Source organism: Gemmobacter sp. LW-1 (assembly GCF_001303875.1).
GTDB lineage: Bacteria > Pseudomonadota > Alphaproteobacteria > Rhodobacterales > Rhodobacteraceae > Gemmobacter > Gemmobacter caeni.
The window spans coordinates 288,370-314,490 of the sequence record NZ_LJSC01000051.1 but is presented as its reverse complement, the minus strand read 5'-3'; the positions used below and the strand labels follow the sequence as shown (position 1 = coordinate 314,490).

Here is a 26,121-nt window from a genome sequence, read left to right as displayed (position 1 = left end):
CATACCAAAATGCGCCGATGGGTCGGTGCCGCAACGGGGGGTGGGCAGTGAAACGGTTCTGGCTGGCGGGTGTCGTGGCAGCAATCCTGTTCGGACTACCTGTGCAGGCGGGTCTGTTGCCCAGCCGAGAGGGTATGACCGAGGTCGCGCCGGGTCTCTGGATCGACCGCGCGGCGAAACCGGCGGCGATTGCCCGAATCCGGCGGGATATTGCCGCGGCCGAAAAGGTGGTCGGCAAGGCGCTGGGGGGCGTGGCGCGCCCGGAATGGCTGGTGTGCACTACGCGGGCCTGCGACCGGCGGAACAATTATACCACGCGGGGTATGACCTATGGCTACAGCCTCATCACCGTGAATTCGAAGGGCGCGAAGTCGGCAGGGGTGTTCAGTCACGAGCTGACCCATGCCACGCTGCACAGCGCCATTCCGCCCTTGGGCCTGTTGACCGGCGCCTTGCCGATCTGGTTCGACGAGGGCGCGGCGGTGCTGATTTCGGGCGAGCCCGCGCAGGCAGCCGATGCGGCTGCCTGCGCGGGGCGGCAGGTGCCGCTGCCGCGAAATCACCGCGAGTTTTCCCGCCGATCCGGGGTGAAGGGCGAAGGGGCGCTGGCGCTTTATGTGGCGTCCACCTGCGCAGTGCGCGGCTGGCTGGCGCAGGGGAACACCCTGCGCGACATGCTGCCGCAGATGCAACAGAAGGGGAGGCTGCCCTGATCAGGTGCCAAAGAACGGCGCTGCCTGCGCCCGCACCCAGGGCCAGAGAGCGGGCGCCCCGCGCGCGACTTTCACACCCACGCGGGATTCAAGCTGCGTGGCGGTGACCTGATAGGTGATCCACGTCCCGCCGCCCGACATCAGGTTCGCCATCACCGGCTGCACCCGGTCAAGGCTTTTGGCGAAAACGGCATCGGGGCTTTCAGTCGCCTCAAACTCTTCCCACAGGGCGCGCAGATGGGTGCCGGTGGCGACGGGCAGCAGGCCGAACAGCCGGTCCGCAGCGGCGGCTTCGGCGGCCTGTGTCTGGGTCGAGCCATGCGCCTTGCCATCCGCCGAATGAATCGGCACATCGCCCACGTCGATTTCCACCAGATCGTGCAGGATCAGCATGCGCATCACCCGCGCAATATCGACTGCGGGCGCCGCCTGATCGGCCAGCACCAGTGCATAAAGCGCCAGATGCCAGCTGTGTTCGCCCGAAGTTTCGCAGCGCGAGCCATCCACCAGCGTGGTGGCGCGGGTCACCGATTTCAGCCGGTCCGCCTCGGCCAGAAAGGCCAGCCGTGCGCGCAGGTCGGGGCCTGCGGTGCCCGGACCACCCGCCAGAAGGTCAACTGCATGGGTGTAGAACTCCGGCCATTCCTGCCGGAACCGTGCGGCGCGGCCGGTGGCAAGATTGTCGCGCACGACATCCAGATGATCGGCGGGCGGGCAGGGCGACATCAGCACCTGCATCAGCGGCTGCGCATGATCCAGCCGCTTGGCCAGGCGCGCGGCGGGTGTCGTGCCCGCCTCGAATTCATCCCAAAGGGCGCGCAATGGTGCGGCCAGATCGGGCGGCGCATGGCCGAAAATCCGGTCTGCCGCCGCTGCCTCGGCTTGTGCGACCTTATCGGGGTTGTCGATCAGATGAATGGGATGGTCGCCGCAATAGACCTCGGGCAGATCATGCAGCACCAGCATGGCCAGCGCCCGGTCAAGCTCGGGCAGACCATGGCCCAGCACCAGCGCCCAAAGCGCCAGATGCCAGCTATGTTCGGCGCTGTTCTCCGCCCGGCTGCCATCCATCAGCACATTGGCGCGGTCCACCGATTTCAGGCCATCGGCGGCATTCAGAAAGGCGAACTGCGCGGTCAGCCGGTCGGTCACCCGGCGGCTCCCTTGCGATGGGCGCCAAGGCGGCGGTTGAGGTAGTCGCGCGCCCGGCGTTCGGCCAGACGCACGCGCACAGCGGTCATGAACGCCTCTTCCATCGAAGGCGAGACGGTGGCGAGCATCTTGGCGACATCGAGATAGAAACGCTCCTGCTCCATCTCGTCCTGTGCGGCCAGAACGTCGCGGGCAAGGGCGTCGGCCAGATCCTCGGTCACGCCCATGTCAGCGGCTGCCTTCCCCCAGACGGCGGGTCACATAGCTGGACACCGTGTCGATCATGGGCTTCATATGCGCCTCTTCATTGCTGAAGAAGTGATCCGCGCCCTCGATCTGTTCGTGGGTGATGGTGATGCCCTTCTGCTCGTGCAGCTTGTTCACGAGGCTCACGGTATCCTTCGGCGGTGCCACGCGGTCGGCGGTGCCGTTGATGATGAGACCCGAGGACGGGCAGGGCGCGAGGAAGCTGAAATCATACATGTTCGCCGGCGGCGCCACGCTGATGAAGCCGGTGATCTCTGGCCGCCGCATCAGAAGCTGCATGCCGATCCAGGCGCCGAAGCTGAAGCCGGCGACCCAGCAATGCTTGGCGTTCTGGTTCATGCTTTGCAGGTAATCCAGCGCCGAGGCGGCGTCCGACAGCTCGCCAATGCCCTGATCATACTCGCCCTGGCTGCGCCCCACGCCGCGGAAGTTGAACCGCAGTACGGTGAAGCCCATGTTGTAGAAGGCGTAATGAAGGTTGTAGACCACCTTGTTGTTCATCGTGCCGCCGAATTGCGGGTGCGGATGCAGGACGATGGCAATCGGGGCGTCGCGTTCCTTTTGCGGGTGGTAACGGCCTTCGAGACGGCCTTCCGGGCCGGCAAAGATCACTTCGGGCATTTCGTCGCCTTTACTGTCGTCCGCCCTTCGGAGATTGCGCAATCCGGGCGGTTCCATTAAGTCCCGTCGGGCAAGGCCCCGGGGGTTCAGGTGAGTTAAGCGCCCCTGCCGGTGGCGTCAATGGATTTGGGGGAAGCGGGCGATGAAACTGTCGACGAAAGGCCGCTATGCCATGGTGGCTCTGGCCGATCTGGCGCTGGCGAAACCCGAGGATCTGGTGTCGCTGGCCGAGATTTCGAAGCGTCAGGATATTTCGCTGCCCTATCTGGAACAGCTTTTCGTCAAGCTGCGGCGCGCCGGTCTGGTGGAGGCGGTGCGCGGCCCCGGCGGCGGCTACCGGCTGTCGCGAAGCCCCTCGGACATCCGCGTGTCCGAGGTGATGGAGGCGGTCGAGGAAACTGTGAACGCCATGCACACCGGGGCCGGGGCCTCGGGCGGCGTGTCGGGGTCGCGGGCGCAATCGCTGACCAACCGGCTGTGGGAGGGTCTTTCGGCGCATGTCTATGTGTTCCTGCACCAGACCCGCCTGTCGGATGTGATCCGCAACGAGATGCGCCCGTGCCCTGCCGTGCCCGCGATCTTCCGCGTGGTCGATGAAGACTGAATGACCGAAAGCCAGCCTGTCATGCGCGAGCATCTTTACCTGTTCGACACCACCCTGCGCGATGGCCAGCAGACGCAGGGCGTGCAATTCTCGCTATCGGAAAAACAGCAGATCGCCCGCGCGCTGGATGCGCTGGGGGTGGATTACATCGAGGGCGGCTGGCCAGGCGCCAACCCGACCGACAGTGATTTCTTCCGCGACCGGCCGCAAACCCGCGCCACCTTCACCGCCTTCGGCATGACGAAACGCGCAGGTCGCTCGGCCGAGAATGACGATGTGCTGGCGGCGGTACTGGATGCGGAAACCCCTGCGGTCTGTCTGGTCGGCAAAACCCATGACTTCCATGTCACCACCGCGCTAGGCATCACCCTGCCCGAGAATGTGGAGAATATCCGCGCCTCCGTGGCCCATGTGGTCACGAAGGGGCGGGAGGCGCTGTTTGATGCCGAACATTTCTTCGACGGCTACAAGGCCAACCCGGATTATGCGCTGGACTGTCTGAAAGCCGCGTTCGGGGCGGGGGCGCGCTGGATCGTGCTTTGCGATACCAACGGCGGCACACTGCCCGAAGAAGTGGGCACCATCACCCGCGCCGTGATCGCGGCTGGCATTCCGGGCGACCGGCTGGGCATCCATTGCCATGACGATACCGGCAATGCGGTGGCCAATTCGCTGGCTGCCGTGCTGGCGGGCGCGCGGCAGGTGCAGGGCACGCTGAACGGCCTGGGCGAGCGCTGCGGCAATGCCAACCTCACCACGCTGATCCCGACGCTGATGCTGAAGGCGCCGTTCCGTGACAGGCTGGACACCGGCGTCAGCGACGCGGCACTTGCGGGGCTGGTCAAGACCTCGCGCATGCTCGACGATATCCTGAACCGGGTACCCCTGCGCAGCGCCCCTTATGTCGGCGCTTCGGCCTTTGCCCACAAGGCGGGGCTGCATGCCAGCGCCATCGTGAAAGACCCCACGACCTACGAACATATCGACCCTGCGCTGGTAGGGAACGAGCGCCTGATCCCGATGTCCAATCAGGCGGGGCAATCGAACCTGCGCGCCCGGCTGGCGGCGGCGGGGATCGAGGTTGCGCCGAACGACCCGCGCCTTGCCCTGATCCTCGACAAGATCAAGACCCGCGAGGACGAGGGATACGCCTATGACGGCGCGCAGGCGAGTTTCGAGCTGCTGGCGCGGCGCGAGCTGGGCCTCTGCCCTGAATTCTTCGAGGTGAAACGCTACCGTGTCACTGTCGAGCGGCGGAAGAACAAATACGACCGCATGGTTTCCCTGTCGGAAGCGGTGGTGGTGGTGAAGATCGACGGTCACAAGATGCTGTCCGTCTCGGAAAGCATGGATGAGGCTGGCACCGACCGCGGCCCGGTCAACGCGCTTTACAAAGCGCTGGCCAAGGATCTGGGACCGTATCAGGCCTGTATCGACGACATGAAGCTGGTGGACTTCAAGGTCCGCATCACCCAGGGCGGCACCGAGGCGGTCACGCGTGTCATCATCGACAGCGAGGATGGTCAGGGTCGGCGCTGGTCTACCGTGGGTGTCAGCCCGAATATCGTGGACGCGAGCTTCGAGGCGCTGCTCGATGCGATCCAGTGGAAGCTGATCCGCGATCAGGGCGCCGCATGAGCGAGGCCTGCGCCGAAATCGTGCAGCGCGCCGACCCGGAGCGTTTCGCCGCATTGATGGCTGCGCCGGTGGCGGATCGCCCGGCGCTGGCGGTGCTCTACGCCTTCAATGCCGAGGTTGCGCGTGCGCCCTGGGCGAGCAAAGAGCCGATGATCGCCGAAATGCGCCTGCAATGGTGGCGCGATGCGGTCGAGGCCGCAGCGGCAGGTTGCGGGCAGCCGCATGAGGTCATGACACCGCTGGGAAAGCTGATCCGTGACAAAGGCTTGCCGGTCGAAGCTCTGGACGGGATGGTCGCCGCACGTCAATGGGATGTCTGGCGCGAACCACATGCCGATGCCGCCGCGCTGTGGCGGTATCTAGAGGAAACCGGGGGGGGTTTGCTGTGGCTCGCGGCGAAAGCTCTGGGCGCGCCGGACCGGGCGGAGCCCGCAGCGCGCAGTCTGGGCGCTGCGCAGGCCCTGGCCAATTACCTGCGCGCGGTGCCCCAGCTTGAAACGCTGGGACGCATTCCGCTGGTTGACGGGACGCCTGCTGGCGTCGCAGCGCTGGCCCGCGAAGGGCTTGCGCGCCTCGATACAGTGCGCGGCCCTATCCCACGCGGTGCGGCGCTGGCCGCCTTCCTGACGCGGCCAGTTCTTGTGCTTGCCGCGCAGGAACCCGCACGGGTGGCGGATGGCTCCTTGGATCTGTCCGAGTTCACGCGCCGCAAACGTCTTCTTTGGCAAAGCCTTACCGGGCGTTTCTAACTTCCGGCGGCAAGCTTGCGGCGTTGTCGGATGCCTCCGGCGGGAGTATTTTTTCAAGAAGCAAGACCGGATGCGCCTTGCTTCTTGCCCAAATACTCAAATCTCAGCCGGGCAGCTTGTCATGCAGGAAGGACAGGGCGACTTGCAGCCCGTCGGGGGCAATGCCGTGACCAGTGCCTTTCATGACATGGCCATAAACTTCGAACCCGGCCGAGACCAGAGCGTCGCCGGCGCGGCCCATATCCTCGAAAGGCACGACCTCGTCGGCATCGCCGTGGATCAGCAGGATTGGCGGCTTCACCTGCGCTTCAGCGCCGAGCAGTTCCGGCACCAGCAGGCGGCCTGAGAAGCCGACGACGCCCGCCATGGCGTTGTCGCGGCGCGGGGCGAGATGCAGGCTCATCATCGTGCCTTGCGAAAATCCAACCAGGGCAAGGGCTTCTATGCCGATCTTCTCTTCCGCCAGCTTCGCGTCGATGAAAGAATTCAGCTTTTCAAGCGAGACGGCCATCGAGGCCTGCGCCGCTTCTTCCGAAGATCCGTCCAGCCACGGAATCGGGAACCACTGATAGCCGAAAGGGTTGCCGACGCAGGGTTCAGGGGCGTTGGGGCTGTAGAACACGGTATCGGGCAGATGCGGCGCCAGCGGGTCGGCGAGACCCAGCAGGTCATCGCCGTCGGCGCCATAGCCATGGACGAAGATCACCATGGATTTTGCCTTGCCCGATTGCGGCGCCTTGCGTTTCGATTGCAGCATCATCTGATCCCTTCGCGGTCCTTTGCCACACGGTAGTAGGCCCAGAGCAGCCGCGCTGCAACCGCCCGCCACGGTGACCATTCGGCGGCGATCACGCGCATCTCACGTTCATTGGGGCGCTTTTCGAGATTGAAAAGCAGCCGCGCCGCCTCCTGCAAGGCGAGGTCGTTATGAGCGAAGACATCGGCGCGGCCGAGGCTGAACATAGCGTAGATTTCAGCGGTCCACCGGCCAATCCCTGGCAGTTCAACGAGTTGCGTGATGATCCTGTCATCCGGCATCGCCCGCAGCGCCGGGAAATCCAGCCCCGAATCCGCAAGCGCCCGCGCATAGCGCAGTTTCGGGCGGGAGAGACCGCAACCGCGCAGGTCTTCGTCGCAGGCCGTCTGTACTGCTTCGGGGGTGGTGAAGCCCGCCGCCTCCATCCGGCCCCAGATGGCGCGGGCGGAGGCGACCGAAACCTGCTGGCTGACGATGGCGGACAGGAGTTCGGCAAAGCCCTCGGGGCGTCGGCGCAGCGGCAGATCGCCGGTCAGAGCATGTGCCTCGGCGAATCTGCGGTCATGGCGGCTCAGCCAGTCCATGCCCTCGGCAATATCTGCCGGTCCCTCGATGATACGTCCGACCATGGTTCCCCCGATTTGCCGCAGGTTAGGGGCGCGCTTGCCCCTTGCGCAAGGGCGCTCGGGCGGATTAGCTGCCGCCATGAGCGCGACATCCCTTCCGAATGACAGCATCGCCCGCCGCAACATGTGGGTTCTCGTGGCCGCGCAGGCGGTTCTGGGCGCCCAGATGCCGGTGATCTTTACAATCGGCGGGCTGGCGGGTAGCCAGCTGGCGGGCAACCCGTGCTGGGCCACATTGCCGATCTCGCTGACCGTCATCGGGTCCATGCTCTGGGCACAGCCGCTGTCGGCGGTGATGCAGCGCTGGGGGCGGCGCGTCGGTTTCGTGCTGGGCGCGCTGGCCGGGGCGGCCGGGGCGGCGGTGGCTGCCTACGGGCTGTATATCGGATCATTCGCTGTGTTTTCGGCGGCGAGCCTGCTGACCGGCGGCTATATGTCGGCGCAGGGTTTTTACCGTTTCGCGGCAGCCGATGCGGCGTCAGAGGCGTTCCGGCCCAAGGCGATTTCCGGGGTGATGGCGGGGGGGCTGGCCTCGGCCATCTTCGGGCCGCAGTTGGTGAAGCTGACCTCGCAGGCCATGGTCGTGCCGTTCCTTGGCAGCTATCTGACGGTGATCGCACTGAACCTCGCAGGGCTGTTCCTGTTCGGGGCGCTGAAAAGCACCCGTCCGGCGGTGCGCGGGACCGGGGCAGCAGCGGGACGCACACGGCGCGAGCTGCTGCGCGATCCGGCGATTATCGTCGCCATGGTCTGCGCCACCGTCAGCTATGCGCTGATGAACCTCGTGATGACCTCTTCGCCGCTGGCGGTGGTGGGCTGCGGCTTCGAAACCTCGGATGCGGCGAATATCGTGTCTGCCCATGTGCTTGCCATGTATGCGCCATCTTTCGTGACCGGCCATATCATCGCGCGCCTCGGGGTGAAGAAGGTGATTGCGCTTGGTCTGCTGATCCTTGCCGGATCGGGGGCGGTGGCCATGTCCGGGGTGAACCTTGAGAACTTCTATATCGCGCTGGTCCTTCTGGGGATTGGCTGGAACTTCGGCTTCATCGGCGCCACCAGCATGCTGGCGGGGCATCACACCGCGGCAGAGCGCGGCACCATGCAGGGGCTGAACGATTTCGTGGTTTTCGGCGGGGTGTCGATGGCCTCCTTCGCCTCGGGCGGGTTGATGAACTGCTCGGGCGGTTCGGTGCAGGCGGGCTGGTCGGCGGTCAACATGGCGATGCTGCCCTTCCTCGTTCTGGCCGGCGGCGCGCTGATCTGGTTTGCGCTGCGCCCGAAAGAGACGCGCTGAGCCGGACATCTGCCGCTTTCGTCATCACGACGTTACAGGGCCCTGCCAGAACCATGCCCGACACTATGGGGCTTGCCTGTCGCCGGACGCGATATATAGTTTCCCCTGTCGGGGCGGACTCCCCGCCCTGACTGCCGGGACGGCAGGCGGGACGATGGCGGAGTCGATGAATGGACGGTGATTTCAGAACCAGTTTCGTGCGGGAACCCGCGGCACTGCGGCATTACCCTGCGCTTGTGCTGAATGCCGATTATCGCCCCTTGTCCTATTATCCGCTCAGCCTCTGGCCCTGGCAGGAAACCATCAAGGCGGTTTGTCTGGACCGGGTGCAGATCCTCGCCGAATATGATGCGGTGGTGCACAGTCAGAGGGCCGAGTTCCGCATCCCCTCGGTCGTCGTGCTGAAAGAATTCGTCAAACCCCAGAAGCGCGTGGCTTTCACGCGCTTCAATCTTTTTCTGAGGGACGAATTCAAATGCCAGTACTGCGGATCGAAGGGCGATCTGACGTTTGACCATGTGCTGCCACGGTCCAAGGGGGGCATTACGAGCTGGGAAAATGTGGTTGCCGCCTGCTCGCCCTGCAATCTGAAGAAGGGCAACAAGACGCTGAAACAGGTCGGCATGCGCCTGATGCGCAAACCCGTGCCGCCGAGCGCGGAAGAGATGCAGGCCCACGGCCGGCGCTTCCCGCCGAACCATCTGCATGAAAGCTGGATGGATTATCTGTACTGGGATGCCGAGCTGGAGGCCTGAGCAGCTTCTTGCGATGAAAGCGCCACGCCATTCCGCTTTCCCGCAGCGAGTGCTAGACTTGCAGATGCGAAGCGGCTAAAAGGCGGATCGTTAGCGCTAACATACTTGCGGCGCAGCGCCGCAAAGCTGCGAGGAGAGGCCCATGGTTTCACGCGTCATCCCGGTCGAAACGTTCGACCTCGTGATTTTCGGAGCCACCGGCGATCTGGCGCGCCGCAAGATCCTTCCCGGCCTCTATCGCCGCTATCTGGCAGGACAGGTGCCCGCAGACAGCAGAATCATCGGCGCCGCGCGGTCCGCGATGGACAGGGCCGGGTTTCAGGCGCTGGTGCGTGAGGCGATCGAGGAGTTTGTGGCCGGTGACAAGCTGGACCCGGCTGCCATTGCAGAGTTTCTGAGCCGTCTGGACTATGTGGCCATTGATGCCAAAGGGGAAGACGGCTGGCCCGTGCTGGCCGCGCTGATGCGGCAGGGTGCGGTGCGCGCCTTCTATTTCTCGGTCGCGCCCGCGCTGTTCGGCGATCTGGCGGAGCGTCTGCATCTGCATGGCATCGCCGATGCCGACAGCCGCATCGTGGTGGAAAAACCCTTCGGCCGCGATCTTGCCACCGCCCGCGCGCTGAACGAGACTCTGGCCACGCATTTTGCAGAGCATCAGATTTACCGCATCGACCATTATCTTGGCAAAGAAACGGTGCAGAATCTGATGGCAGTGCGGTTTGCCAATATCCTGTTCGAGCCGCTGTGGAACAGCCAGTTCGTTGATCATGTGCAGATCACCGTGGCCGAGACCGTGGGTGTTGAAGGCCGCGGCGCCTATTACGACAAGTCCGGCGCCATGCGCGATATGGTGCAGAACCATATGATGCAACTGCTTTGCCTGATTGCGATGGAGCCGCCGTTCCACTTTGACCCTGATACTGTTCGGGATGAAAAGCTGAAGGTTATTCGTGCTTTGCAGCCCGTTCCTGCCGAGGATATCGTGCGTGGGCAATATCTGGCCACAGGCGGCGCACCCGGCTATCTGGACGATGCGGAAAACCCGGACAGTCTGACGGAAAGCTATATCGCGCTGAAAGTTCAGGTGGCGAACTGGCGCTGGAAGGGCACGCCATTCTATCTGCGTACCGGCAAGAAGCTGCGTGCGCGGGCCTCTGAAATCGCGATCACCTTCAAGGAGCCCCCGCATTCGATTTTTGACGATGCCTCGGGCTGGCGCGAGAATGTGCTGGTGATCCGGCTGCAACCGAATGAGGGCATGAACCTCAAGGTGATGATTAAAGAGCCGGGCCCGGGCGGCATGCGTCTGACGCAGGTGCCGCTGGACATGAGCTTTACCGAGGCTTTCGGGGAAGAGGGCACTGACATGCCCGACGCCTATGAACGGCTGATCATGGATGTGATCCGCGGCAATCAGACCCTGTTCATGCGCGGCGACGAAGTGGAGGCCGCCTGGGCCTGGACCGATCCGATCATCCAGGGCTGGGAAGCACGCGGCGACCGGCCAAAGGGCTATGACGCGGGAGCCTCGGGGCCGGAAGATGCGTTGATGCTGATGCACCGCGACGGGCGGCGCTGGCGGGAGATCAAGGCATGAACTTCGTTGAATACCCTGACCGTGAACTGATGATGCTGGCGTTGGCCGACAAGCTGGCGGGTGAACTGGCGGATTTTCTGCGCCGCGAGGACCGCGCCTCGTTCTGTGTGCCGGGTGGCACCACGCCGGGGCCGATTTTCGACACTCTGTCAGGGGTCGATCTGGACTGGGACAAGGTGTCGGTCTTTCTGAGCGACGAACGCTGGGTGCCGGAAGACAGCCCACGCTCCAACACCCGGCTGTTGCGGGAAAGGCTGTTGCGTGGCAAGGCCTTGCGAGCCAATCTTGTGCCGCTTTATCAACCTGCGCCGCAGCCTGAAGATGTTCTGGCGGATCTGGAGGCGCAGCTTGCGCCACATCTGCCCATCTCGGTTCTTCTTCTGGGTATGGGGGCGGATATGCACACTGCCAGCCTGTTTCCGGGCGCCGATCGTCTGGCCGAGGCGCTGGCCCCGGATGCGCCGGTACTGCTGCCGATGCGTGCCGAAGCGGCAGGTGAGCCGCGGATCACCCTCACGGCGCCGGTTCTGGCAGGGGCCATGCATATCCATATCCTGATCACCGGCGCGGAAAAGCGCGCAGCGGTGGAGCGTGCGGCCGGCATGGACCCCCTTGAGGCTCCGGTCGCGGCGGTGTTGAAGAATGCGACGGTCCATTGGGCCGAGTGACCCGGCGGATTCAGCCAAGAGGATCTTTTGATGACCACGAAATTTGACGCGCTTCTGGCCCATCGCAGCCGGACCGCTGCGACCACGATCAGCGACCTCATGTCGTCGAAGGATCGGGCACAGGCATTTTCGGCGCGGCGCGGCGAAATGCTGTTTGATTTCTCCAAGACACAGATCGACGCAGAAGCCTTTGATCTTCTGGTGAAACTTGCCGAAGGGGCAGGGGTTTCCGACAGGCGCGATGCCATGTTCTCGGGGGCGAAGATCAACGAGACCGAGGGGCGTGCCGTGCTGCATACCGCGCTGCGCAACCTCTCTGGCAGCGTCCTTGTCGACGGGCTGGATGTCATGCCCGAAGTCCGCGCGATCCATGCCCGCTGCGAGGCATTCGCCCGCGATGTGCGCGAAGGCCGCTTCACCGGCCAGGGCGGGCGCATCACAGATGTCGTCAATATCGGAATTGGCGGTTCGGACCTTGGCCCGGCCATGGCCTGTCTGGCGCTGTCCCCCTATGCCGACGGGCCGCGGTGCCATTTCGTGTCAAACGTCGATGGCGCGCATATTGCAGATACGCTGAAGCACCTGAACCCCGAAACCACGCTGGTCATCGTGGCCTCCAAGACCTTCACCACGATTGAAACCATGACCAACGCCAATACGGCAAAGGCATGGATGGCGGAAAAGGTCACAAATCCTGCCGCGCAGTTCGTCGCCGTGTCGACGGCCGGTGATAAGACGGCAGCATATGGCATTGATCCTGCGCGTGTTTTCGGTTTCGAAGACTGGGTAGGCGGCCGCTATTCCATGTGGGGGCCAATCGGTCTGTCGCTGATGATCGCCATTGGTCCCGAGGATTTCACTGAATTTCTGCGCGGCGGTGCCGATATGGACACGCATTACCGCGAGGCGCCCTTTGCCGAGAACCTGCCGGTTCTGCTGGCTCTGGTCGGGATCTGGCACAACCAGATCTGCGGTCATGCCACCCGCGCCGTGCTGCCCTACGACCAGCGTCTTGGCCGTCTGCCCGCCTATCTGCAACAGCTGGAAATGGAATCGAACGGCAAGAGGGTCAGCATGGATGGCATTGATCTGCCTTACGAATCCGGCCCGGTGGTCTGGGGAGAGCCGGGGACCAACGGCCAGCACGCCTTCTACCAGCTGATCCATCAGGGCACCCGTGTCGTGCCTTGTGAATTCATCGTGGCGCGAGAGGGTCACGAACCTGCTCTGGCGCATCAGCATCTGTTGCTGGTTGCAAATTGCCTTGCGCAATCCGAGGCGCTGATGCGAGGCCGCAGTCTGGAAGAAGCCCGTGCCATCATGGCGAAGAAGGGTCTGACCGGGGCGGAACTGGAGCGTCAGGCGCGGCACCGCGTCTTTCCGGGCAACCGGCCATCCACTACGCTGGCGATCCCGAAGCTTACGCCCTTCACCCTGGGTCAGATCATTGCGCTTTACGAACACCGCGTGTTTGTCGAGGGCGTGATTCTGGGCATCAACAGCTATGACCAATGGGGGGTCGAACTGGGCAAGGAACTGGCGCTGGCGCTGCAACCGATCCTTGAGGGGCGCGAAAGCGCCGAGGGCAAGGACAGTTCGACCCGGCAACTGGTCGCCTATCTGCGCAGCTAGGAAAAAGGGGGCCGCTCTGGCCCCCTTTCACATCTCACTTTAGTGCGGCGGTCACGATGACCTCGACCCGGTATTCCGGCGCGGCCAGCTTGGCCTCGCCAGTGGCCCGGGCGGGCGTATGGCCCTGTGGCACCCAGGAATCCCAGACCGCGTTCATTTCGGCAAAATCCGCCATGTCGGCCAGCCAGATCTGGGTCGACAGGATGCGGGTCTTGTCGGTGCCCGCTTCGGCGAGGATACGGTCGACCTCGGCGAGACAGGTGCGGGTCTGATCTGCCACGCTGTCACCGGGGTTGCCAACCTGTCCGGCCAGCCAGACGATGCCATTGTAGCAGACGCCTTCGCTCATCCGGGCGCCGGTGCCGATGCGTTTGATATCGGTATTCATGCGAGCCTCCTGTGGAACTACAGGCGTCGTGCTAGCCGTTGAGCCGGGGAAAGGAAAGCCCGTTCCCGACAGGCTCTGCACCGGGCAGGACACGGGCCGGGACGGGGACAGTGGCGGATATCTGCTCAGCAGAAATTCTCGCAGTTGCGGCATTGGCGGCCGCTGTGCCAAACGGAAGCCGCACCGAAACAATAGACCGTTGACCATGATCCGCCCCCTCAGCGCCGCGCTTCTGGCCCTCAGCCTGATCGTTCCCCCGACCGCCAGTTTTGCCGAACGGCATGAGCCAGCCATCAAGGCCAGCAATGCCCGTGTCAGCACCTCAAACGGTCCGAAGAAGCAAAGCCGCACGGCGCTGCACAAGGCCGCGAAAGAAACCGACAAGCGACGGGCCGAACTGAAGTCTGCCGTCGCGGCGGCGAAGGCGTCGCTGAAGCCCGTGCGTGGCCGTATCTGGTGCGTGCCCTTCGCCCGCGCTGTCACCGGGATCGAGATTCGTGGCAATGCCCGTACCTGGTGGAATCAGGCCGCTGGCAAGTATCAGCGCGGCTCGGAGCCGAAAATCGGTGCGGTGATGAATTTCAGCGGCAGCCGGAAAATGCCGATGGGGCATGTGGCGGTGGTCTCGAATGTCGTCGACAGTCGCCGCGTTCTGGTGGATCAGGCGAACTGGGAACGAAACCGCATCACCCAGGACACGCTGGTGGTCGATGTCTCCGCCCGCAACGACTGGTCGCAGGTGCGCGTCGCCAATCCCAACGGCACCCTCGGCCGCGTCAATCCGGTTTACGGTTTCATCTACCGCTGATCGCTGAATGCCTGTCAGGCCGCAGGGCCTGTGCAGGGGTCACATCGCCAGAGCCAGCCACCCGCTAAGAAGCCCCAGCATCGCGCCGATCATCAGGAACGGCAGGGGTTGGGGTGTTGCTTTGGCCATGACTTTCGCTTGCCGCGACATATCCATTCTCCCACTTCTTTCGCAAGATCAACGCACCGGACGCATTCGGGTTCCGACGCATTGCAAAATGCAGCGCAACGGGCCGTGCTAGGGATGGAGCGCGAAACAGGGAGATTGGAGCGGGTGAAGGGAATCGAACCCTCGTCATCAGCTTGGGAAGCTGCGGCTCTACCATTGAGCTACACCCGCATTGGCGGATCAGATAGCCGAATGGCCAGGGCAGTGCAAGGGTAAATGGGGCGACCCGGCAGGCAGAACGGCTTGTTCTGACAGGAAACCCCGCCTGCCGGTGGCAGACGGGGCGAAGGCTGTCATGCAGCGTGTGGCCGCGCGATCAGCTGGCCGGAAGCAGCACGGTGTCGATCACATGGATCACGCCGTTCGACTGTTTCACATCGGCGATGGTGACGGTCGCGACATTGCCCTGACCATCTTTGATCTGGACTTTGTCGCCATCCATCATCGCGGTGAATTCACAGCCGCCGACGGTTTTGACCGGATGCATGCCCTTGTCATCGGCGATCATCTTCACGATGGCATCCGACATGGCATTGGCCGCGACGACATGGCAGGTCAGGATCTTGGTCAGCTGATCCTTGTTTTCGGGCTTCAGCAGGGTTTCGACCGTGCCTGCGGGCAGCTTGTCGAAAGCGGCATTGGTCGGGGCGAAGACGGTGAAAGGACCGGCGCCCGACAGGGTTTCCACCAGACCAGCCGCCTTCACCGCAGCAACCAGCGTGGTGTGATCGGCCGAATTCACGGCATTCTCGACGATGTTCTTCGTCTCATACATCGGCGCGCCGCCGACTTCGGGGTTCTCGGCAAGCGCCGGGGCGGTGCCCAAGGCAAGGATGGCGGCGGCAATACGAATGGATTTCATCTGTCGTCTCCTGTGATTCGAAGCGGGTCTGTCCCGCCCGATGCCAGAAGTTACGGAGCCATTCGCGCCGGAGTTTCAGCCTCACGCGCCTGTGATCAAAGCGTGATCTGACCCGCCGCGACGATGGGTCCGGTGGGGACGCCCTGCGGTGCGCCACCTGCCGGTTCCAGCGTGACCGCGAGCGTCCAGCCTGCCGGTGGCGCCGGATAGGCCACGCGCAGCGGATCGGTGCCGATCAGGCCAAGCGAGACCGGCGCCGCGTCCGGTGCGATGATCCAGAGCTCGTGCGACTGGCTGGCGATTGGCGCGGCCCCGGCGACGCGGCGAAGGATCAGGTCACGCCCGTCGTAATGCGCCTCGAACCGCAGGCCCGCATCGGGCGCACCGAGTTCGGCGATGACGGGCGAGGCGGAGGGCGCCAGCAGCGGCGGCAATACCACCGCGCCCAGCAGCACGGCCGCTGCCGTGACAAGCCCGCCGAGCCAGCCTTGCCAGCGCGATCGCGCAGGCCGGGGGAACAGCCGCGCCTCGATGGCGGGGAACAGGTCGGGCGCCGGGCTTTCGGCATATTCCGCATTCAGCCCGGCGAGGCGATCCTCCCATTCCGCGACCAGTTCCTGCAAGGTGGGATCGGATTTCAGCCGGGCGGCAAAGGCCAGACGCTCGGCATGGGGCAGGGTGCCCAGCACATATTCACCCGCGATGTCCCGGTCTTCGACGCTCATGCCCGGACACCTTCCATGCAATCGCGGAGCGCGGCAAGCCCGCGCCGCAGCCAGGTGCGCATGGTGTTCAGCGGCACGTCATGCCTGCCTGCCAGATCGGCATAACTCAGCCCGTCCAGATAGGCGCCGCGCAGCGCGGCGGCGCGGGCCGGTTCCAGGGTGTCAAAGCACTGGACGATCTGCCGGGCCTCGCCCAGCGCGATCAGGCGGCTTTCGGCCCGTGGTGCGCTGTCGGCGATCTGGTCGTATTCAGCTTCCTCGGTCTCTGTCGGGCGGGCGCGCAGCCGGTCGATGGCCAGATGCCGGGCGACGGCAATGACCCATGTCATGCCGCGTCCCCGTGCGGGGTCAAAACGCTGCGCGCGCAGCCAGATCCGGGTATAAACCTCTTGCAAGGCTTCCTCCGCTTCCTGCCGGTCTTTCAACATACGCAGGAGCACGCCCATAAGTTTCGCGCTGGTGGCGGAGTATAATTCCCGAAACGCCGCGCGGTCCTGCGCGGCGCATCGGGTCAGCAGATCGGCTATCGGATCATCCATGCCCGAGAAGCTAGCGCAGCGGCGCCAAAGTCAACCCCGCGAGGGTCATCCTCTGCGACGGCGACGGCCTTCAGAGCCTGCGGTATTGTAGCTGACTTCCGGCAGGGGCGCGATGGCGGCCAGATGCGGGAAGGGATCGACCGCGTTGGGGATGGCGCTTGCATTCACGAAATGCTCCTGAAAGCGCGGCTCGATGGCAGTCTCGACCTTGTGGATCTCGTGCACCGTCGCCTCGATCGCATCACGGGCGGCGCGGTTGCAGAGCGCGATCCGCGCCCCGGTGCCTGCCGCATTGCCCGCGCTGGCCACCTTGTCCAGCGGCGCATCAGGAATCATGCCAAGGATCATCGCGTGTTTCGGGCTGATATGGGCACCGAAGGCCCCGGCCAGCACGACACGATCCACATGATCCACGCCCATTTCATCCATCAACAGCCGCGCACCGGCATAAAGCGCCGATTTCGCCAACTGGATGGCGCGGATGTCGCCCTGTGTGACCGTGATGACCGGCCCGCCCGTCGCGCTGCCATCAAACATGAGATACGAGTTGGTGCGCCCCTCGGGGCGGCAGCGGTCGGTGCCGACCTGTTCGGCCGATCCGATCAGGCCCGAGCCATCCAGAATCCCTGCCAGACGCATCTCGGCCACCGCTTCGATGATGCCGGAACCGCAGATGCCGGTGATACCGCTGTTTGCGGTTGCCTCGGCAAAGCCCGGATCGTCCGACCACAGGTCGCTGCCGATCACGCGGAAACGCGGCTCCTTGGTGGCCACGTTGATCTCTACCCGCTCAATGGCGCCTGGGGCGGCGCGCTGGCCACTGGAGATCTGCGCGCCCTCAAACGCAGGGCCGGTGGGCGAGGAACAGGCCAGCACCCGTTCCTTGTTGCCCAGCAGGATTTCCGCATTGGTGCCGACATCCACGATCAGCACCATATCCTCGGATTTGTCGGGCGCCTCGGCCAGCGCCACCGCCGCCGCATCGGCGCCGACATGGCCCGCGATGCAAGGCAGCACATAAACCTGCGCCGCGCTGTTCACCGCCGTCAGCTCCATCTCGCGGGCGGGCAGGGCAAGGCTGCCCGAGGTCGCCAGCGCGAAGGGCGCCTGACCCAGCTCCACCGGGTCGATGCCCAGAAGCAGGTGGTGCATCACCGGGTTGCAGACAAATACCACTTCGTAGATCGAGGCCGGATCGACGCCCGCTTCGGTGGCGATGGCTTGCACCAGCCCGTTGATCGAGGTGCGCACCGCCGCCGTCATCTCCTGATCGCCGCCGGGGTTCATCATGGCATAAGAAACACGGCTCATCAGATCCTCGCCGAAGCGGATCTGCGGGTTCATCACGCCGGACGAGGCCAGCACATGCCCGTCGCGCAGGTCGCACAGATGCGCCGCGATGGTGGTGGAGCCGAGGTCGATGGCAAGCCCGTAAAGACCGCCGTCATGGTAGCCCGGCCAGAGGTCCAGAATGCGATGCGCGGTATCGTGATTGCCGCGATGCAGGGCGACGGTGATCTTCCATTCCCCCTTACGCAGCACGGGTTGCAACCGGCGCAGCACCGCGAGATCGGCGACAACGGCATCGACCTGCCACTGTTCGGCCAGCGCACGCTGCACACGTTCGAAATCGCCGGTGGGTTCATGCATGTCAGGCTCTGCCACCTCGATGAACAGGAGGCGGGTCGCCGGGTCCATCGTGATCTCGCGCGCGGTGGCGGATTTGCGGATGACCTGCTTGTGCACCTGGCTTTCCGGGGGCACGTCAATCACCACATCGCCCATGACCTTGGCCTGACAGCCCAGCCGCCGCCCGTCGATCATGCCGCGCTTGGATTTGTAGCGTTCCTCGACGCTGTTCCACTCGCTCAGCGCTTCGTCATCGACATGGATGCCGAACTTGGGAAATTCGCCATATCCCGGCGTGATCTGGCATTTGGAACAGATGCCGCGGCCGCCGCAGACGCTGTCGAGATCCACGCCCAGCGACCGTGCCGCCTGAAGGACCGGCGTGCCCAGCGGGAAACGCCCCCGCTTGCCCGAGGGGGTAAAGATAACCAGCGCGTCGTCACTCATCTTGGCCTCTCGCAGTCAGGCCGCCCGTTCGGGCGGTATCGGGGGTTCTGGCTCTGCCGGGACGGGCAGAAAGCTGTAGGCGATCTGGTCGAAGGAATCGCGCGCGAAGGTGTAGAACCATTTCAGCGGCGCCGAAACCACGGGCACGCCATGCACGGCGCCGCCGGGGATGAAGAGCATGATGCCGGGGGCGAGCCGGTGCGGCACGCCGTCGATCACCACTTCGCCTTCGCCCTCCAGCCCGAAATAGACTTCGGCCTCGGGGTGGGAATGAAACGCAAAGAACTCACCCGGCGCCATCAGCGCGATGCCGCAGACAAGGCTGTCGCTGGCAGTCATGCCCTGCGACAACAGGGTCTTCCAGCGAATCGTTCCCTTCGCCGGGTCATCCCAGGTTGCCTCCGGGCAGTTGCCCGCATCCACCGAAATCGCGGCGCGCATGTTTCCCTCATACCCTGTCGCTGGCCCTTTCTAGGCCGGGGCGGCGCGCTTGCCATGGCTGTTCGCGGCAGGTTTCGGTCAGGTTGCGGCGTGGCGTCAGAAGAACAGGTCTTGCAGGAACACCTGATGGCCTGGCGCAAGATGCAGTGTGCTGCCCGCATCGGTTTCCACCAGCCGCATGCCATCGGGCAGATGCGCCAGATCCACGGCGCGATTGCCGAAAACAAGCCGATCCTCGCCGGGGGTGAAATCGGTGATGACCGACCGGCTGGCGGTCTTGCCGGCGTCATGGAAAATGAAACGATCCGCGCCGCTGCCGCCGGTCAGCACATGGCCGCCACCAGACAGATCGGCAAAAAGCGTATCGCGCCCGGCACCGCCATCCAGACGCGAGCGACCCGTGCCACTGTGCAGAACGTCATTGCCTGCGCCGCCCGCCAGCGTGTCGCGCCCGTTGTCACCGAACAGGGTGTCACCACTACCGCCGCCGGAGAGGGAATCGTTGCCCGCGCCACCGGCCAGCACATCCTGACCGGCACCGCCCTCCAGCACATCATGGCCCTCACCACCGCTCAGCGTATCGTTGCCGGTTTCGCCGAGCAGCCGGTCATTCCCCGCCATGCCCAGCAGTTCGTCATTGCCGCCACTGCCGCGCAACAGATCCTGCCCGCTTCCGCCGTCGATGTGATCTGCGCGCGCCGTGCCCAGAACCGTATCGGCCCCGGTGCCCGCCGTCACGAGGCGCAGGGCGCCGAAGCTTTGCCCTTCGATATCCTGCCAACCTTCGCGGATCAGATCGTTACCGGCGGTCCCCTCGACCGATGTCTTGTCGCCCGCCAGCAACAGCGCCGCCGCGCCAATCTTGCCGCGGGCGTTCAGCAGGATCGTCTCGGTCCCGTCGGAATGTGTGATCACCACATCATCCACTGCCTTGCCGTCAAGGGCGCGAAAGGTCATCCGTGCCTTCACGTCGGTCCAATCCGTATAATCCCGGCCCAGATACAGCCGGTCTCCTGCATCCTGACGGAAATCCGTTACCAAATCGGAACCGGCAGAGGCATCGAAACGGTCAGCGCCCGCGCCACCCTCCAGCGTGTCATGGCCCGCTCCGCCGCGCAGCAGATCGTCACCGCGCCCGCCGAACAGCAGGTCATTGCCGGATTGCCCGAGCAACGTGTCGGCATCGTCCTGACCAAACAGAAAATCCTCATCCCCCGCGCCACGCAGCAGATCGCCGCCCTTGCCGCCATACAGAAAGTTGTTGGCCTCCGCCGCCCCGGTCAGCGTATCGGCACCGCCATAGCCAAAGGCGAAACCGGCGCCCGCGACAGGATCCATGGACAGCTTGCCGTCATAGTCCTCGTTGCGCAGACGCGCAGTGACGACGTCTGCCTCCAAAGCCTCGTCCCCGTTATGGCCGCGCGGGGCATCGTCAAGCGAGAAGGCATTCAGCGCGAAGGCGAGGCTGTGCTGGTGCAGGTAGCGCAGCTTCGCCCCGCTGTCGACGGCGACAAGGCTGGAGGCGCCCGCCTCGGCACCGGAAAACCATGTCGTGCCGATGCCGCGATCCGCGAACCATTCCTGCATGCGCGACATGCTGCGCGTCACATTCGGCGCGAGGCTGAAATCGTTGATCAGCGCGCCGCTGAAGCTGGTTTCCGTCAGCAGGATGTCGTCATCGCCCAGCGGAGCCAGCGCCGTCGTGTAGATTTGCGCAAGCTTTTTGGGATCGGTCACTTCGGTGCCACTGTGCCAGCCGGGATAAAGATGCCCGGCCCAGACCAGCGCATCGCCGATCTTGGTGCGCAGGAAATCCAGCGCGCTTTTGTTGCCTACTGAATTTTCTGCCAGATCGGTGAATCGCGCCGAATAGGCCCAGCCGCCGACCAGCACCCGCGCATCCGGGTCAGCCGCCTGCACCCTGGCCGCAAGCTCGGCCATATGGCGGGCGTAAAGCCCGACAAACTGCGCTTCGGCGGCGAGTTTGGTGCCACGCTCTGCCAGTGTAACACCACGCTCGTAGGCGGCGGCCTCGTTCGCAAGTTCGTAGCCCCAGACCGCCTTCTGCGCACCCGGATGCCGGTCGAGCCACGCCAGCATCTTGTCCCAGGCGGCGATCGCGCCATCCTGCACAGTTCCGTCCAGTGCTTTGGCAAGCTGCGCGCTGGTCATCGCGCCATCGTCGCCGGTGGTCTGCTGTGCACCATCTGTCAGGGTGAAGATCAGCTTGAAACCCTGTTTCACCGCTGCGGCAATGAATGCCTCGTATTGTGGATGCAGGCCCCCCCTGGTGTCGAAAGCATACTGGTTGAAGGAGAGACGCAGGGTGTTGACGCCGGGCAGGGCAGTGCGCAACCCCTCGGCAAAGCCTTGTGGGTCGTCATCCATTCCGAAGGGCAGGATCTGCTGCTGGCCCTGCCAGTTGTAATAACGCCGGTCCTCGGCGAGATGTGCGTCATAGCTGCCGGTCGCGCGGTCCTGTTCGGCCGCCTTTTCGGCGAGAAACAGGATATGGATGGCATTGATATGGCCGAGGTCGCTCATCTGGTCCGGGTCAGGCTGGGGGCTTGATCCGGTTTCTGGCGGGCGGCGATGGTCAGATTAGGCCCGGCCTGCGGCAAAACTGTGCCGCTCATGCAAAACGCCCGCCGGCAAGGGCGGGCGTCTGCATCGGAGGGAAACCGGATCAGCCGCGGCCGCGACGGCCACCCCGGCGCCCGCCCGCAGCCTGGCTGGCAGCGGCGGAGGCTTCGGCGAAGGACGCACCGCCCTCGACCGCCTCGATCACCTTCGCGAAGCGAATCCATTCGCCGCCATTGGCATCGTGGTTCATCAGGAAGTTGGCGGCGCGGATCGCCTCCATCTCCACCTGACGGACCGGGTTCATGATCGCGCTCGTCATGCCCGCACCGATGGCCATGGGCAGGAAGGCCGCGTTGATGCCGTGGCGATGCGGCAGGCCGAACGAGATGTTCGAGGCGCCGCAGGTGGTGTTCACGCCCAGTTCCTCGCGCAGGCGGCGGACCAGCGCGAAAACCTGCTGACCGGCGGTCGCCATGGCGCCCACCGGCATCACCAGCGGGTCCACCACGATGTCATGCGCCGGAATGCCGAAATCGGCGGCGCGTTCGACGATTTTCTTGGCCACGGCGAAACGGACATCCGGGTCGGGCGAGATGCCGGTGTCGTCGTTGGAAATAGCCACGACCGGGACGTTGTATTTCTTCACCAGCGGCAGCACCAGTTCCAGCCGCTCTTCCTCACCCGTGACCGAGTTCAGCAGCGGACGGCCCTCACAGGCCTGAAGCCCGGCTTCCAGCGCGCCCGGCACCGACGAGTCGATGCACAGCGGCACGTCCACGGTCTGCTGAATGATCTCGATCAGCGCCTTCATCAGCGGCGGTTCGACAAAGTTGTTGTCGGCATAACGCGGGTCTTCGGCCATCTTGTTGGTGAAGACGGCGCCCGAGTTCACATCCAGCACGGTCGCGCCACAGGCCACCTGCTCCAGCGCGTCCTTGATGACGGTGTCGTAATTGCCCATCTCCAGTTCGGCCGCCAGCTTCTTGCGCCCCGTGGGGTTGATACGCTCGCCGATGACGCAGAAGGGCTCGTCAAAGCCAATGACAACGGTTTTGGTTTTGGATTCGAGAACGGTCCGGGTCATGGCTTTTCCTTACGCTTGATTGGCCGGGACGCCCGAGGCGCCGCCGTGTTCGGTGGCCCAGGTGGCATTGGTCTTGATGCCGCCAAGGGGGAAGAAATGCACGGATTCGATGCCGAAATCCGGGTTTTGCGCCTTGTGGACCGCCAGTTCGGTGATGAACTCGTTGGGTTCATAGGGCAGCAGCAGCTTGGTCACGTCCATCGCCCGCTTTTGCAGCACGCGCAAGGAGGGGCCGACGCCGCAGGCGATGGCAAATTTGATCATGGTCTGAAGTTTGGCCGGGCCTGCCACACCGATATGCACCGGGATCGAGACACCTGCCGCATTGATCCGGTTCACCCAGTCGATGACCGGGCCAGCTTCAAAGCAGAACTGGGTGGCGATCGCCATTTTCGCATCGGTGCGATTGGCGAAATCCTGTTTCCACTTCAGCGCCTGCATGACAATGGCATCGCCGCCGTCCTTGTCGATGTCCTTGTTGCCCTCCGGGTGGCCTGCCACATGCAGCCGCTCGAACCCGTCGAACAGGCCCGTCTCGATCAGCTGTATCGAGCTGTCGAACTCGCCCGCCGGGGTGTTGACGCCACCGCCCAGCAGCAGCGCCTGTTTCACACCGGCCTCGCCCTGATAGCGGGCAATCCAGTCGGCCAGAGTGGCGCGGTCCTTGATGATGCGGGCCGGGAAATGCGGCATGACGGGGAAGCCTTCGGCGCTGATGCGCTTCGCCGTCGCCACCATGTCCTCGATGGGCGTGCCCTCGATATGGGCGATATAGACGCGGGTGCCTTTCGGCAGGATCGCGCGGAAATCCTCGACCTTCTCGGCAGTGCGGGGCATCACCTCCATCGAGAAGCCTTTCAGGAAGGTCTCGACCTCGGGGGTGACGCCGGTCGCGGCCGGGGCATTGTCACGACGGAAACTGAACAGCGCCATGGGGCAGCTCCTCACATGGGGCGCGGGGCGCTCAGGCCCGGCCCTCGGCCTCGATCAGCGCCTTGAGGCGCGCGGTGTCATATTCGGCATCCAGACGGTCGGCGGTGTCGCGGGCGATCTGGTCCGGTTCACCCTCCACCTCGTAGGGGGCGGCCTTGCGCCATTCAGCCAGATAGGCGTCGGCGTCCTTCGCCCCCACCTTCATGGCGCAACGGTCGATCGCCTGCTCAAAGCGTTCGGGCAGTTGCACTTTCGATCCCCGACGGCCCTTGCCGACGATGACCTGGGCCGGAATGTCCCGCCAGTAAACGATCGTGACCTCGGGCATCGCTGATTCCCCTCTGTTGCGTGTTTCCCGTTCTATGCGTCGGCCAGCGACCGGCAGTGTCGGATTTCGACATCCGGCGCGCAGTCCGCGACAGCGGCAAATCTACCTTGTCGCAGGCCGGGAAGCGAGCGCCCGCGCATCGGCGCACAGACCGTTCCGCGTATCCGCGCTTGCGCGGGGGGGACAACGGGTCTACGTTTACGGTAACCGAAAATGGAGGGCGGATTATGGCGCCCGAGCGTCCCCGGGGGGAGGACGCGATCCCGCAGCCCGATGCCCTGATGGGGGCGGGTGCGGTCGAACCGTCGACCCCTCATGACACCCGGTCGGGGCCGCAGCTGTATGCTGCGCTCGATCTGGGGACCAACAGTTGCCGAATGCTGATCGCCCAGCCGAAGGGCAGTCAGTTTCAGGTCGTGGACAGCTTTTCCAAGACTGTCCAGCTAGGCGTGGGGCTGGAGGCCTCGGGCCGGTTGTCGCGTGCCTCGATGGGGCGCACAGTGCAGGCCCTGCGCATCTGTCAGAAGAAGATCGAAAAGCATGGCGTCAGCCGGATGCGGCTTGTCGCCACCGAGGCCTGTCGCCGGGCGCGGAATGCGCGCGATCTGATGCGGCAGATCCGTCGTGAAACCGGCCTGTCGCTGGAAATCATCCCACCCGAGGAAGAGGCGCGGCTGGCGGTCATTTCCTGCGCGCCTCTGGTCTCGCGCCGGACCGAACAGTTGCTGGTGGTGGATATCGGGGGTGGTTCGACCGAACTGGTCTGGATCGACCTTTCCGAAGTGGCCCCCGAGGACCGGCAGCGCGCCATCATGCAACTGCATTCGGGCTTCAACCAGCCGGGCGCGGCCACGGCCGCGCGGGTGGTGGACTGGATCTCGGTGCCGCTGGGGGTGGCGACGCTGAAAGATCAGTTTCAGGATGTCGAGGACGATGCCGCCCGCTTTGCGCTGATGAGCTGGTTCTTTGAGGAAAACCTTGCCAGCTTTTCCCCCTACAACGCCGAAAACCCGCGCGAGGGGTTTCAGATCATCGGCACCTCGGGCACCGTGACCACGGTCGCCGCCAGCTTTCTGGGCCTGCGCCGCTATGACCGCACCAAGGTGGACGGGCTGCGCATGACCTCGTCCCAGATCGACACGGTGATCCGCGACTATCTTTCGCTTGGCCCCGAGGGCCGCCGCACCGATCCCCGCATCGGCCGTGACCGGCATTCGCTGATCATGTCCGGCGCGGCCATCCTTCAGGCGCTGATGCGAATCTGGCCGACCGACCGATTGTCGGTGGCGGATCGCGGATTGCGCGAAGGGCTTCTTTACGCACAGATGAGCGCCGACGGCGTTCTGGAAGACGGACCATATACATGACGACACCGCCCAAGAACACTTCCGGCCGGGGCCAGCGCGACCTGCGGGTCCGGGTCAAGACCGCCAAGGGGCGCAAGCTGTCCTCGACGCTCTGGCTCGAACGGCAGCTGAACGATCCCTACGTCCAGCGCGCGAAACGCGAAGGTTATCGCGGCCGCGCGGCCTTCAAGATTCTGGAACTGGATGACAAATACGGCTTCCTGAAACCCGGTGCGCGGGTGGTGGACCTTGGCTGCGCGCCCGGAGGCTGGTGCCAGGTCGCGGTGGAGCGGGTGAATGCGCTGGGGCAGAACCCGAAAAAACCGCTGGGAACCGTGCTGGGCGTCGATTTGCAGGAGGTTGAACCGATTGCGGGGGCCGATATTCACCAGCTCGACTTTCTGGCGGATGATGCGGATGACAAGGTGAAGGGCTGGCTTGGGGGCCGCGCCGATGTGGTGATGTCGGACATGGCCGCCGCTGCCTCGGGGCACAAGGGCACCGATCACCTGCGCATTATCGCGCTGGTCGAGGCCGCGCTGGCCTTTGCCTTTGACGTGCTGGAGGATGGCGGCACCTTTGTCGCCAAGGTTCTGGCCGGCGGCGCCGAGATCGAGATGCAGACCATGCTGAAGAAGAACTTCACCAAGGTCGCCAATGTGAAGCCGCCCGCCAGTCGCTCCGACAGTTCGGAAAAGTTCGTGGTCGCCATGGGCTTCCGCGGGCGTCAGGCCGAAAGCGGCGCGGGCGAGGCAGAGGGCTGA

The 26,121-nt window shown here is 64.4% G+C and carries 27 protein-coding genes and 1 tRNA gene; 12 read left to right on the top strand and 16 right to left on the bottom strand.

Annotated elements, in window-relative coordinates:
• The first annotated feature begins 47 nt into the window (after positions 1 to 47).
• Positions 48 to 713 carry a hypothetical protein gene (locus AO684_RS15530; protein ID WP_152968439.1) on the top strand — a complete coding sequence of 222 codons (666 nt, stop codon included), beginning with the start codon at positions 48 to 50 and terminating at the stop codon, positions 711 to 713.
• Here AO684_RS15530 and AO684_RS15525 read toward each other — a convergent pair whose 3' ends face one another.
• From AO684_RS15525 to AO684_RS15515, 3 genes are read right to left on the bottom strand one after another with little or no spacing between them, the layout of a single operon-like run.
• Entirely contained in the window at positions 714 to 1,865 is a 1,152-nt protein-coding gene (locus tag AO684_RS15525; protein ID WP_054303629.1) for an HD domain-containing protein, read from the bottom strand. It lies immediately after the preceding gene.
• Complete coding sequence (locus AO684_RS15520; RefSeq protein WP_054303628.1) at positions 1,862 to 2,092, bottom strand: hypothetical protein; 231 nt, start codon at positions 2,090 to 2,092, stop codon at positions 1,862 to 1,864. The genes AO684_RS15525 and AO684_RS15520 overlap by 4 nt, the downstream gene beginning before the upstream one ends.
• Before the next feature lies 1 nt (position 2,093).
• Positions 2,094 to 2,753, bottom strand: a complete 660-nt coding sequence (locus AO684_RS15515) for an alpha/beta hydrolase (RefSeq protein WP_054303627.1) — start codon at positions 2,751 to 2,753, stop codon at positions 2,094 to 2,096.
• Positions 2,754 to 2,895: 142 nt separating this feature from the next.
• On the opposite strand from AO684_RS15515, the gene AO684_RS15510 reads away from it, so the two are divergent.
• Genes AO684_RS15510 through AO684_RS15500 form a run of 3 tightly spaced genes read left to right on the top strand, consistent with a single transcriptional unit; the run spans position 2,896 to position 5,744 of the window.
• Positions 2,896 to 3,357, top strand: coding sequence for an Rrf2 family transcriptional regulator (locus tag AO684_RS15510; RefSeq protein WP_054303626.1), 462 nt, complete (start codon positions 2,896 to 2,898; stop codon positions 3,355 to 3,357).
• Positions 3,358 to 4,995 carry a citramalate synthase gene (cimA, locus tag AO684_RS15505; RefSeq protein ID WP_235451298.1) on the top strand — a complete coding sequence of 546 codons (1,638 nt, stop codon included), beginning with the start codon at positions 3,358 to 3,360 and terminating at the stop codon, positions 4,993 to 4,995. It abuts the gene before it with no gap.
• Positions 4,992 to 5,744, top strand: coding sequence for a squalene/phytoene synthase family protein (locus AO684_RS15500; protein WP_054303625.1), 753 nt, complete (start codon positions 4,992 to 4,994; stop codon positions 5,742 to 5,744). The genes cimA and AO684_RS15500 overlap by 4 nt, the downstream gene beginning before the upstream one ends.
• Before the next feature lie 103 nt (positions 5,745 to 5,847).
• Here the strand turns inward: AO684_RS15500 and AO684_RS15495 are convergent, their stop codons facing one another.
• The gene (locus AO684_RS15495) at positions 5,848 to 6,504 is read right to left on the bottom strand and encodes an alpha/beta hydrolase (protein WP_054303624.1); all 657 of its coding nucleotides are present in this window, start codon (positions 6,502 to 6,504) and stop codon (positions 5,848 to 5,850) included.
• Positions 6,501 to 7,130 (bottom strand): DNA-3-methyladenine glycosylase, encoded by a 630-nt coding sequence (locus AO684_RS15490; RefSeq protein WP_054303623.1) that lies wholly within the window; start codon positions 7,128 to 7,130, stop codon positions 6,501 to 6,503. The genes AO684_RS15495 and AO684_RS15490 overlap by 4 nt, the downstream gene beginning before the upstream one ends.
• 76 nt (positions 7,131 to 7,206) lie before the next feature.
• Here AO684_RS15490 and AO684_RS15485 point away from each other — a divergent pair, with 76 nt between their 5' ends.
• The 5 genes from AO684_RS15485 to pgi all read left to right on the top strand — a co-directional run bounded on the left by AO684_RS15485 (position 7,207) and on the right by pgi (position 13,076).
• On the top strand, positions 7,207 to 8,424 hold the full coding sequence (locus AO684_RS15485) for an MFS transporter (RefSeq protein WP_054303622.1): 1,218 nt from the start codon (positions 7,207 to 7,209) through the stop codon (positions 8,422 to 8,424).
• A 170-nt stretch (positions 8,425 to 8,594) separates the two neighbouring features.
• Positions 8,595 to 9,179: an HNH endonuclease gene (locus tag AO684_RS15480; protein ID WP_054303621.1), complete on the top strand. Its 585-nt coding sequence runs from the start codon at positions 8,595 to 8,597 to the stop codon at positions 9,177 to 9,179.
• Positions 9,180 to 9,321: 142 nt separating this feature from the next.
• On the top strand, positions 9,322 to 10,776 hold the full coding sequence (gene zwf / locus AO684_RS15475; RefSeq protein WP_054303620.1) for a glucose-6-phosphate dehydrogenase: 1,455 nt from the start codon (positions 9,322 to 9,324) through the stop codon (positions 10,774 to 10,776).
• On the top strand, positions 10,773 to 11,444 hold the full coding sequence (pgl, locus tag AO684_RS15470; RefSeq protein ID WP_054303619.1) for a 6-phosphogluconolactonase: 672 nt from the start codon (positions 10,773 to 10,775) through the stop codon (positions 11,442 to 11,444). Before zwf ends, pgl begins: the two co-directional genes overlap by 4 nt.
• 30 nt (positions 11,445 to 11,474) lie before the next feature.
• Positions 11,475 to 13,076: a glucose-6-phosphate isomerase gene (pgi, locus tag AO684_RS15465; protein ID WP_054303618.1), complete on the top strand. Its 1,602-nt coding sequence runs from the start codon at positions 11,475 to 11,477 to the stop codon at positions 13,074 to 13,076.
• Positions 13,077 to 13,110: 34 nt separating this feature from the next.
• Here the strand turns inward: pgi and AO684_RS15460 are convergent, their stop codons facing one another.
• A complete protein-coding gene (locus AO684_RS15460; protein WP_054303617.1) occupies positions 13,111 to 13,464 on the bottom strand; it encodes a RidA family protein in 354 nt (117 codons plus the stop codon).
• Positions 13,465 to 13,669: 205 nt separating this feature from the next.
• Here AO684_RS15460 and AO684_RS15455 point away from each other — a divergent pair, with 205 nt between their 5' ends.
• A complete protein-coding gene (locus tag AO684_RS15455) occupies positions 13,670 to 14,272 on the top strand; it encodes a CHAP domain-containing protein (RefSeq protein WP_054303616.1) in 603 nt (200 codons plus the stop codon).
• A 265-nt stretch (positions 14,273 to 14,537) separates the two neighbouring features.
• On the opposite strand, the gene AO684_RS15450 is transcribed toward AO684_RS15455, so the two are convergent.
• From AO684_RS15450 to AO684_RS15405, 10 genes are all read right to left on the bottom strand, one after another.
• Positions 14,538 to 14,611: transfer RNA gene (locus tag AO684_RS15450), tRNA-Gly, on the bottom strand.
• Between the two features lie 145 nt (positions 14,612 to 14,756).
• The gene (locus AO684_RS15445; protein WP_054303615.1) at positions 14,757 to 15,302 is read right to left on the bottom strand and encodes a fasciclin domain-containing protein; all 546 of its coding nucleotides are present in this window, start codon (positions 15,300 to 15,302) and stop codon (positions 14,757 to 14,759) included.
• A gap of 95 nt (positions 15,303 to 15,397) precedes the next feature.
• The gene (locus AO684_RS15440; protein WP_054303614.1) at positions 15,398 to 16,027 is read right to left on the bottom strand and encodes an anti-sigma factor domain-containing protein; all 630 of its coding nucleotides are present in this window, start codon (positions 16,025 to 16,027) and stop codon (positions 15,398 to 15,400) included.
• The gene (locus AO684_RS15435) at positions 16,024 to 16,566 is read right to left on the bottom strand and encodes a sigma-70 family RNA polymerase sigma factor (RefSeq protein WP_054303613.1); all 543 of its coding nucleotides are present in this window, start codon (positions 16,564 to 16,566) and stop codon (positions 16,024 to 16,026) included. The genes AO684_RS15440 and AO684_RS15435 overlap by 4 nt, the downstream gene beginning before the upstream one ends.
• Positions 16,567 to 16,611: 45 nt before the next feature.
• Positions 16,612 to 18,642, bottom strand: a complete 2,031-nt coding sequence (locus AO684_RS15430) for an ASKHA domain-containing protein (protein ID WP_054303612.1) — start codon at positions 18,640 to 18,642, stop codon at positions 16,612 to 16,614.
• A gap of 15 nt (positions 18,643 to 18,657) precedes the next feature.
• On the bottom strand, positions 18,658 to 19,083 hold the full coding sequence (locus tag AO684_RS15425) for a cupin domain-containing protein (RefSeq protein WP_054303611.1): 426 nt from the start codon (positions 19,081 to 19,083) through the stop codon (positions 18,658 to 18,660).
• 96 nt (positions 19,084 to 19,179) lie between these two features.
• Positions 19,180 to 21,627: a calcium-binding protein gene (locus AO684_RS15420; RefSeq protein WP_054303610.1), complete on the bottom strand. Its 2,448-nt coding sequence runs from the start codon at positions 21,625 to 21,627 to the stop codon at positions 19,180 to 19,182.
• Positions 21,628 to 21,769: 142 nt separating this feature from the next.
• The gene (locus AO684_RS15415) at positions 21,770 to 22,750 is read right to left on the bottom strand and encodes a methyltetrahydrofolate cobalamin methyltransferase (protein ID WP_054303609.1); all 981 of its coding nucleotides are present in this window, start codon (positions 22,748 to 22,750) and stop codon (positions 21,770 to 21,772) included.
• A gap of 9 nt (positions 22,751 to 22,759) precedes the next feature.
• Positions 22,760 to 23,683: a hypothetical protein gene (locus tag AO684_RS15410; protein ID WP_054303608.1), complete on the bottom strand. Its 924-nt coding sequence runs from the start codon at positions 23,681 to 23,683 to the stop codon at positions 22,760 to 22,762.
• 31 nt (positions 23,684 to 23,714) lie between these two features.
• Positions 23,715 to 24,011 carry a virulence factor gene (locus AO684_RS15405; RefSeq protein ID WP_054303607.1) on the bottom strand — a complete coding sequence of 99 codons (297 nt, stop codon included), beginning with the start codon at positions 24,009 to 24,011 and terminating at the stop codon, positions 23,715 to 23,717.
• A 227-nt stretch (positions 24,012 to 24,238) separates the two neighbouring features.
• Here AO684_RS15405 and AO684_RS15400 point away from each other — a divergent pair, with 227 nt between their 5' ends.
• Positions 24,239 to 25,378, top strand: coding sequence for a Ppx/GppA phosphatase family protein (locus AO684_RS15400; RefSeq protein ID WP_054303606.1), 1,140 nt, complete (start codon positions 24,239 to 24,241; stop codon positions 25,376 to 25,378).
• Positions 25,375 to 26,121, top strand: coding sequence for an RlmE family RNA methyltransferase (locus AO684_RS15395; RefSeq protein WP_054303605.1), 747 nt, complete (start codon positions 25,375 to 25,377; stop codon positions 26,119 to 26,121). The genes AO684_RS15400 and AO684_RS15395 overlap by 4 nt, the downstream gene beginning before the upstream one ends.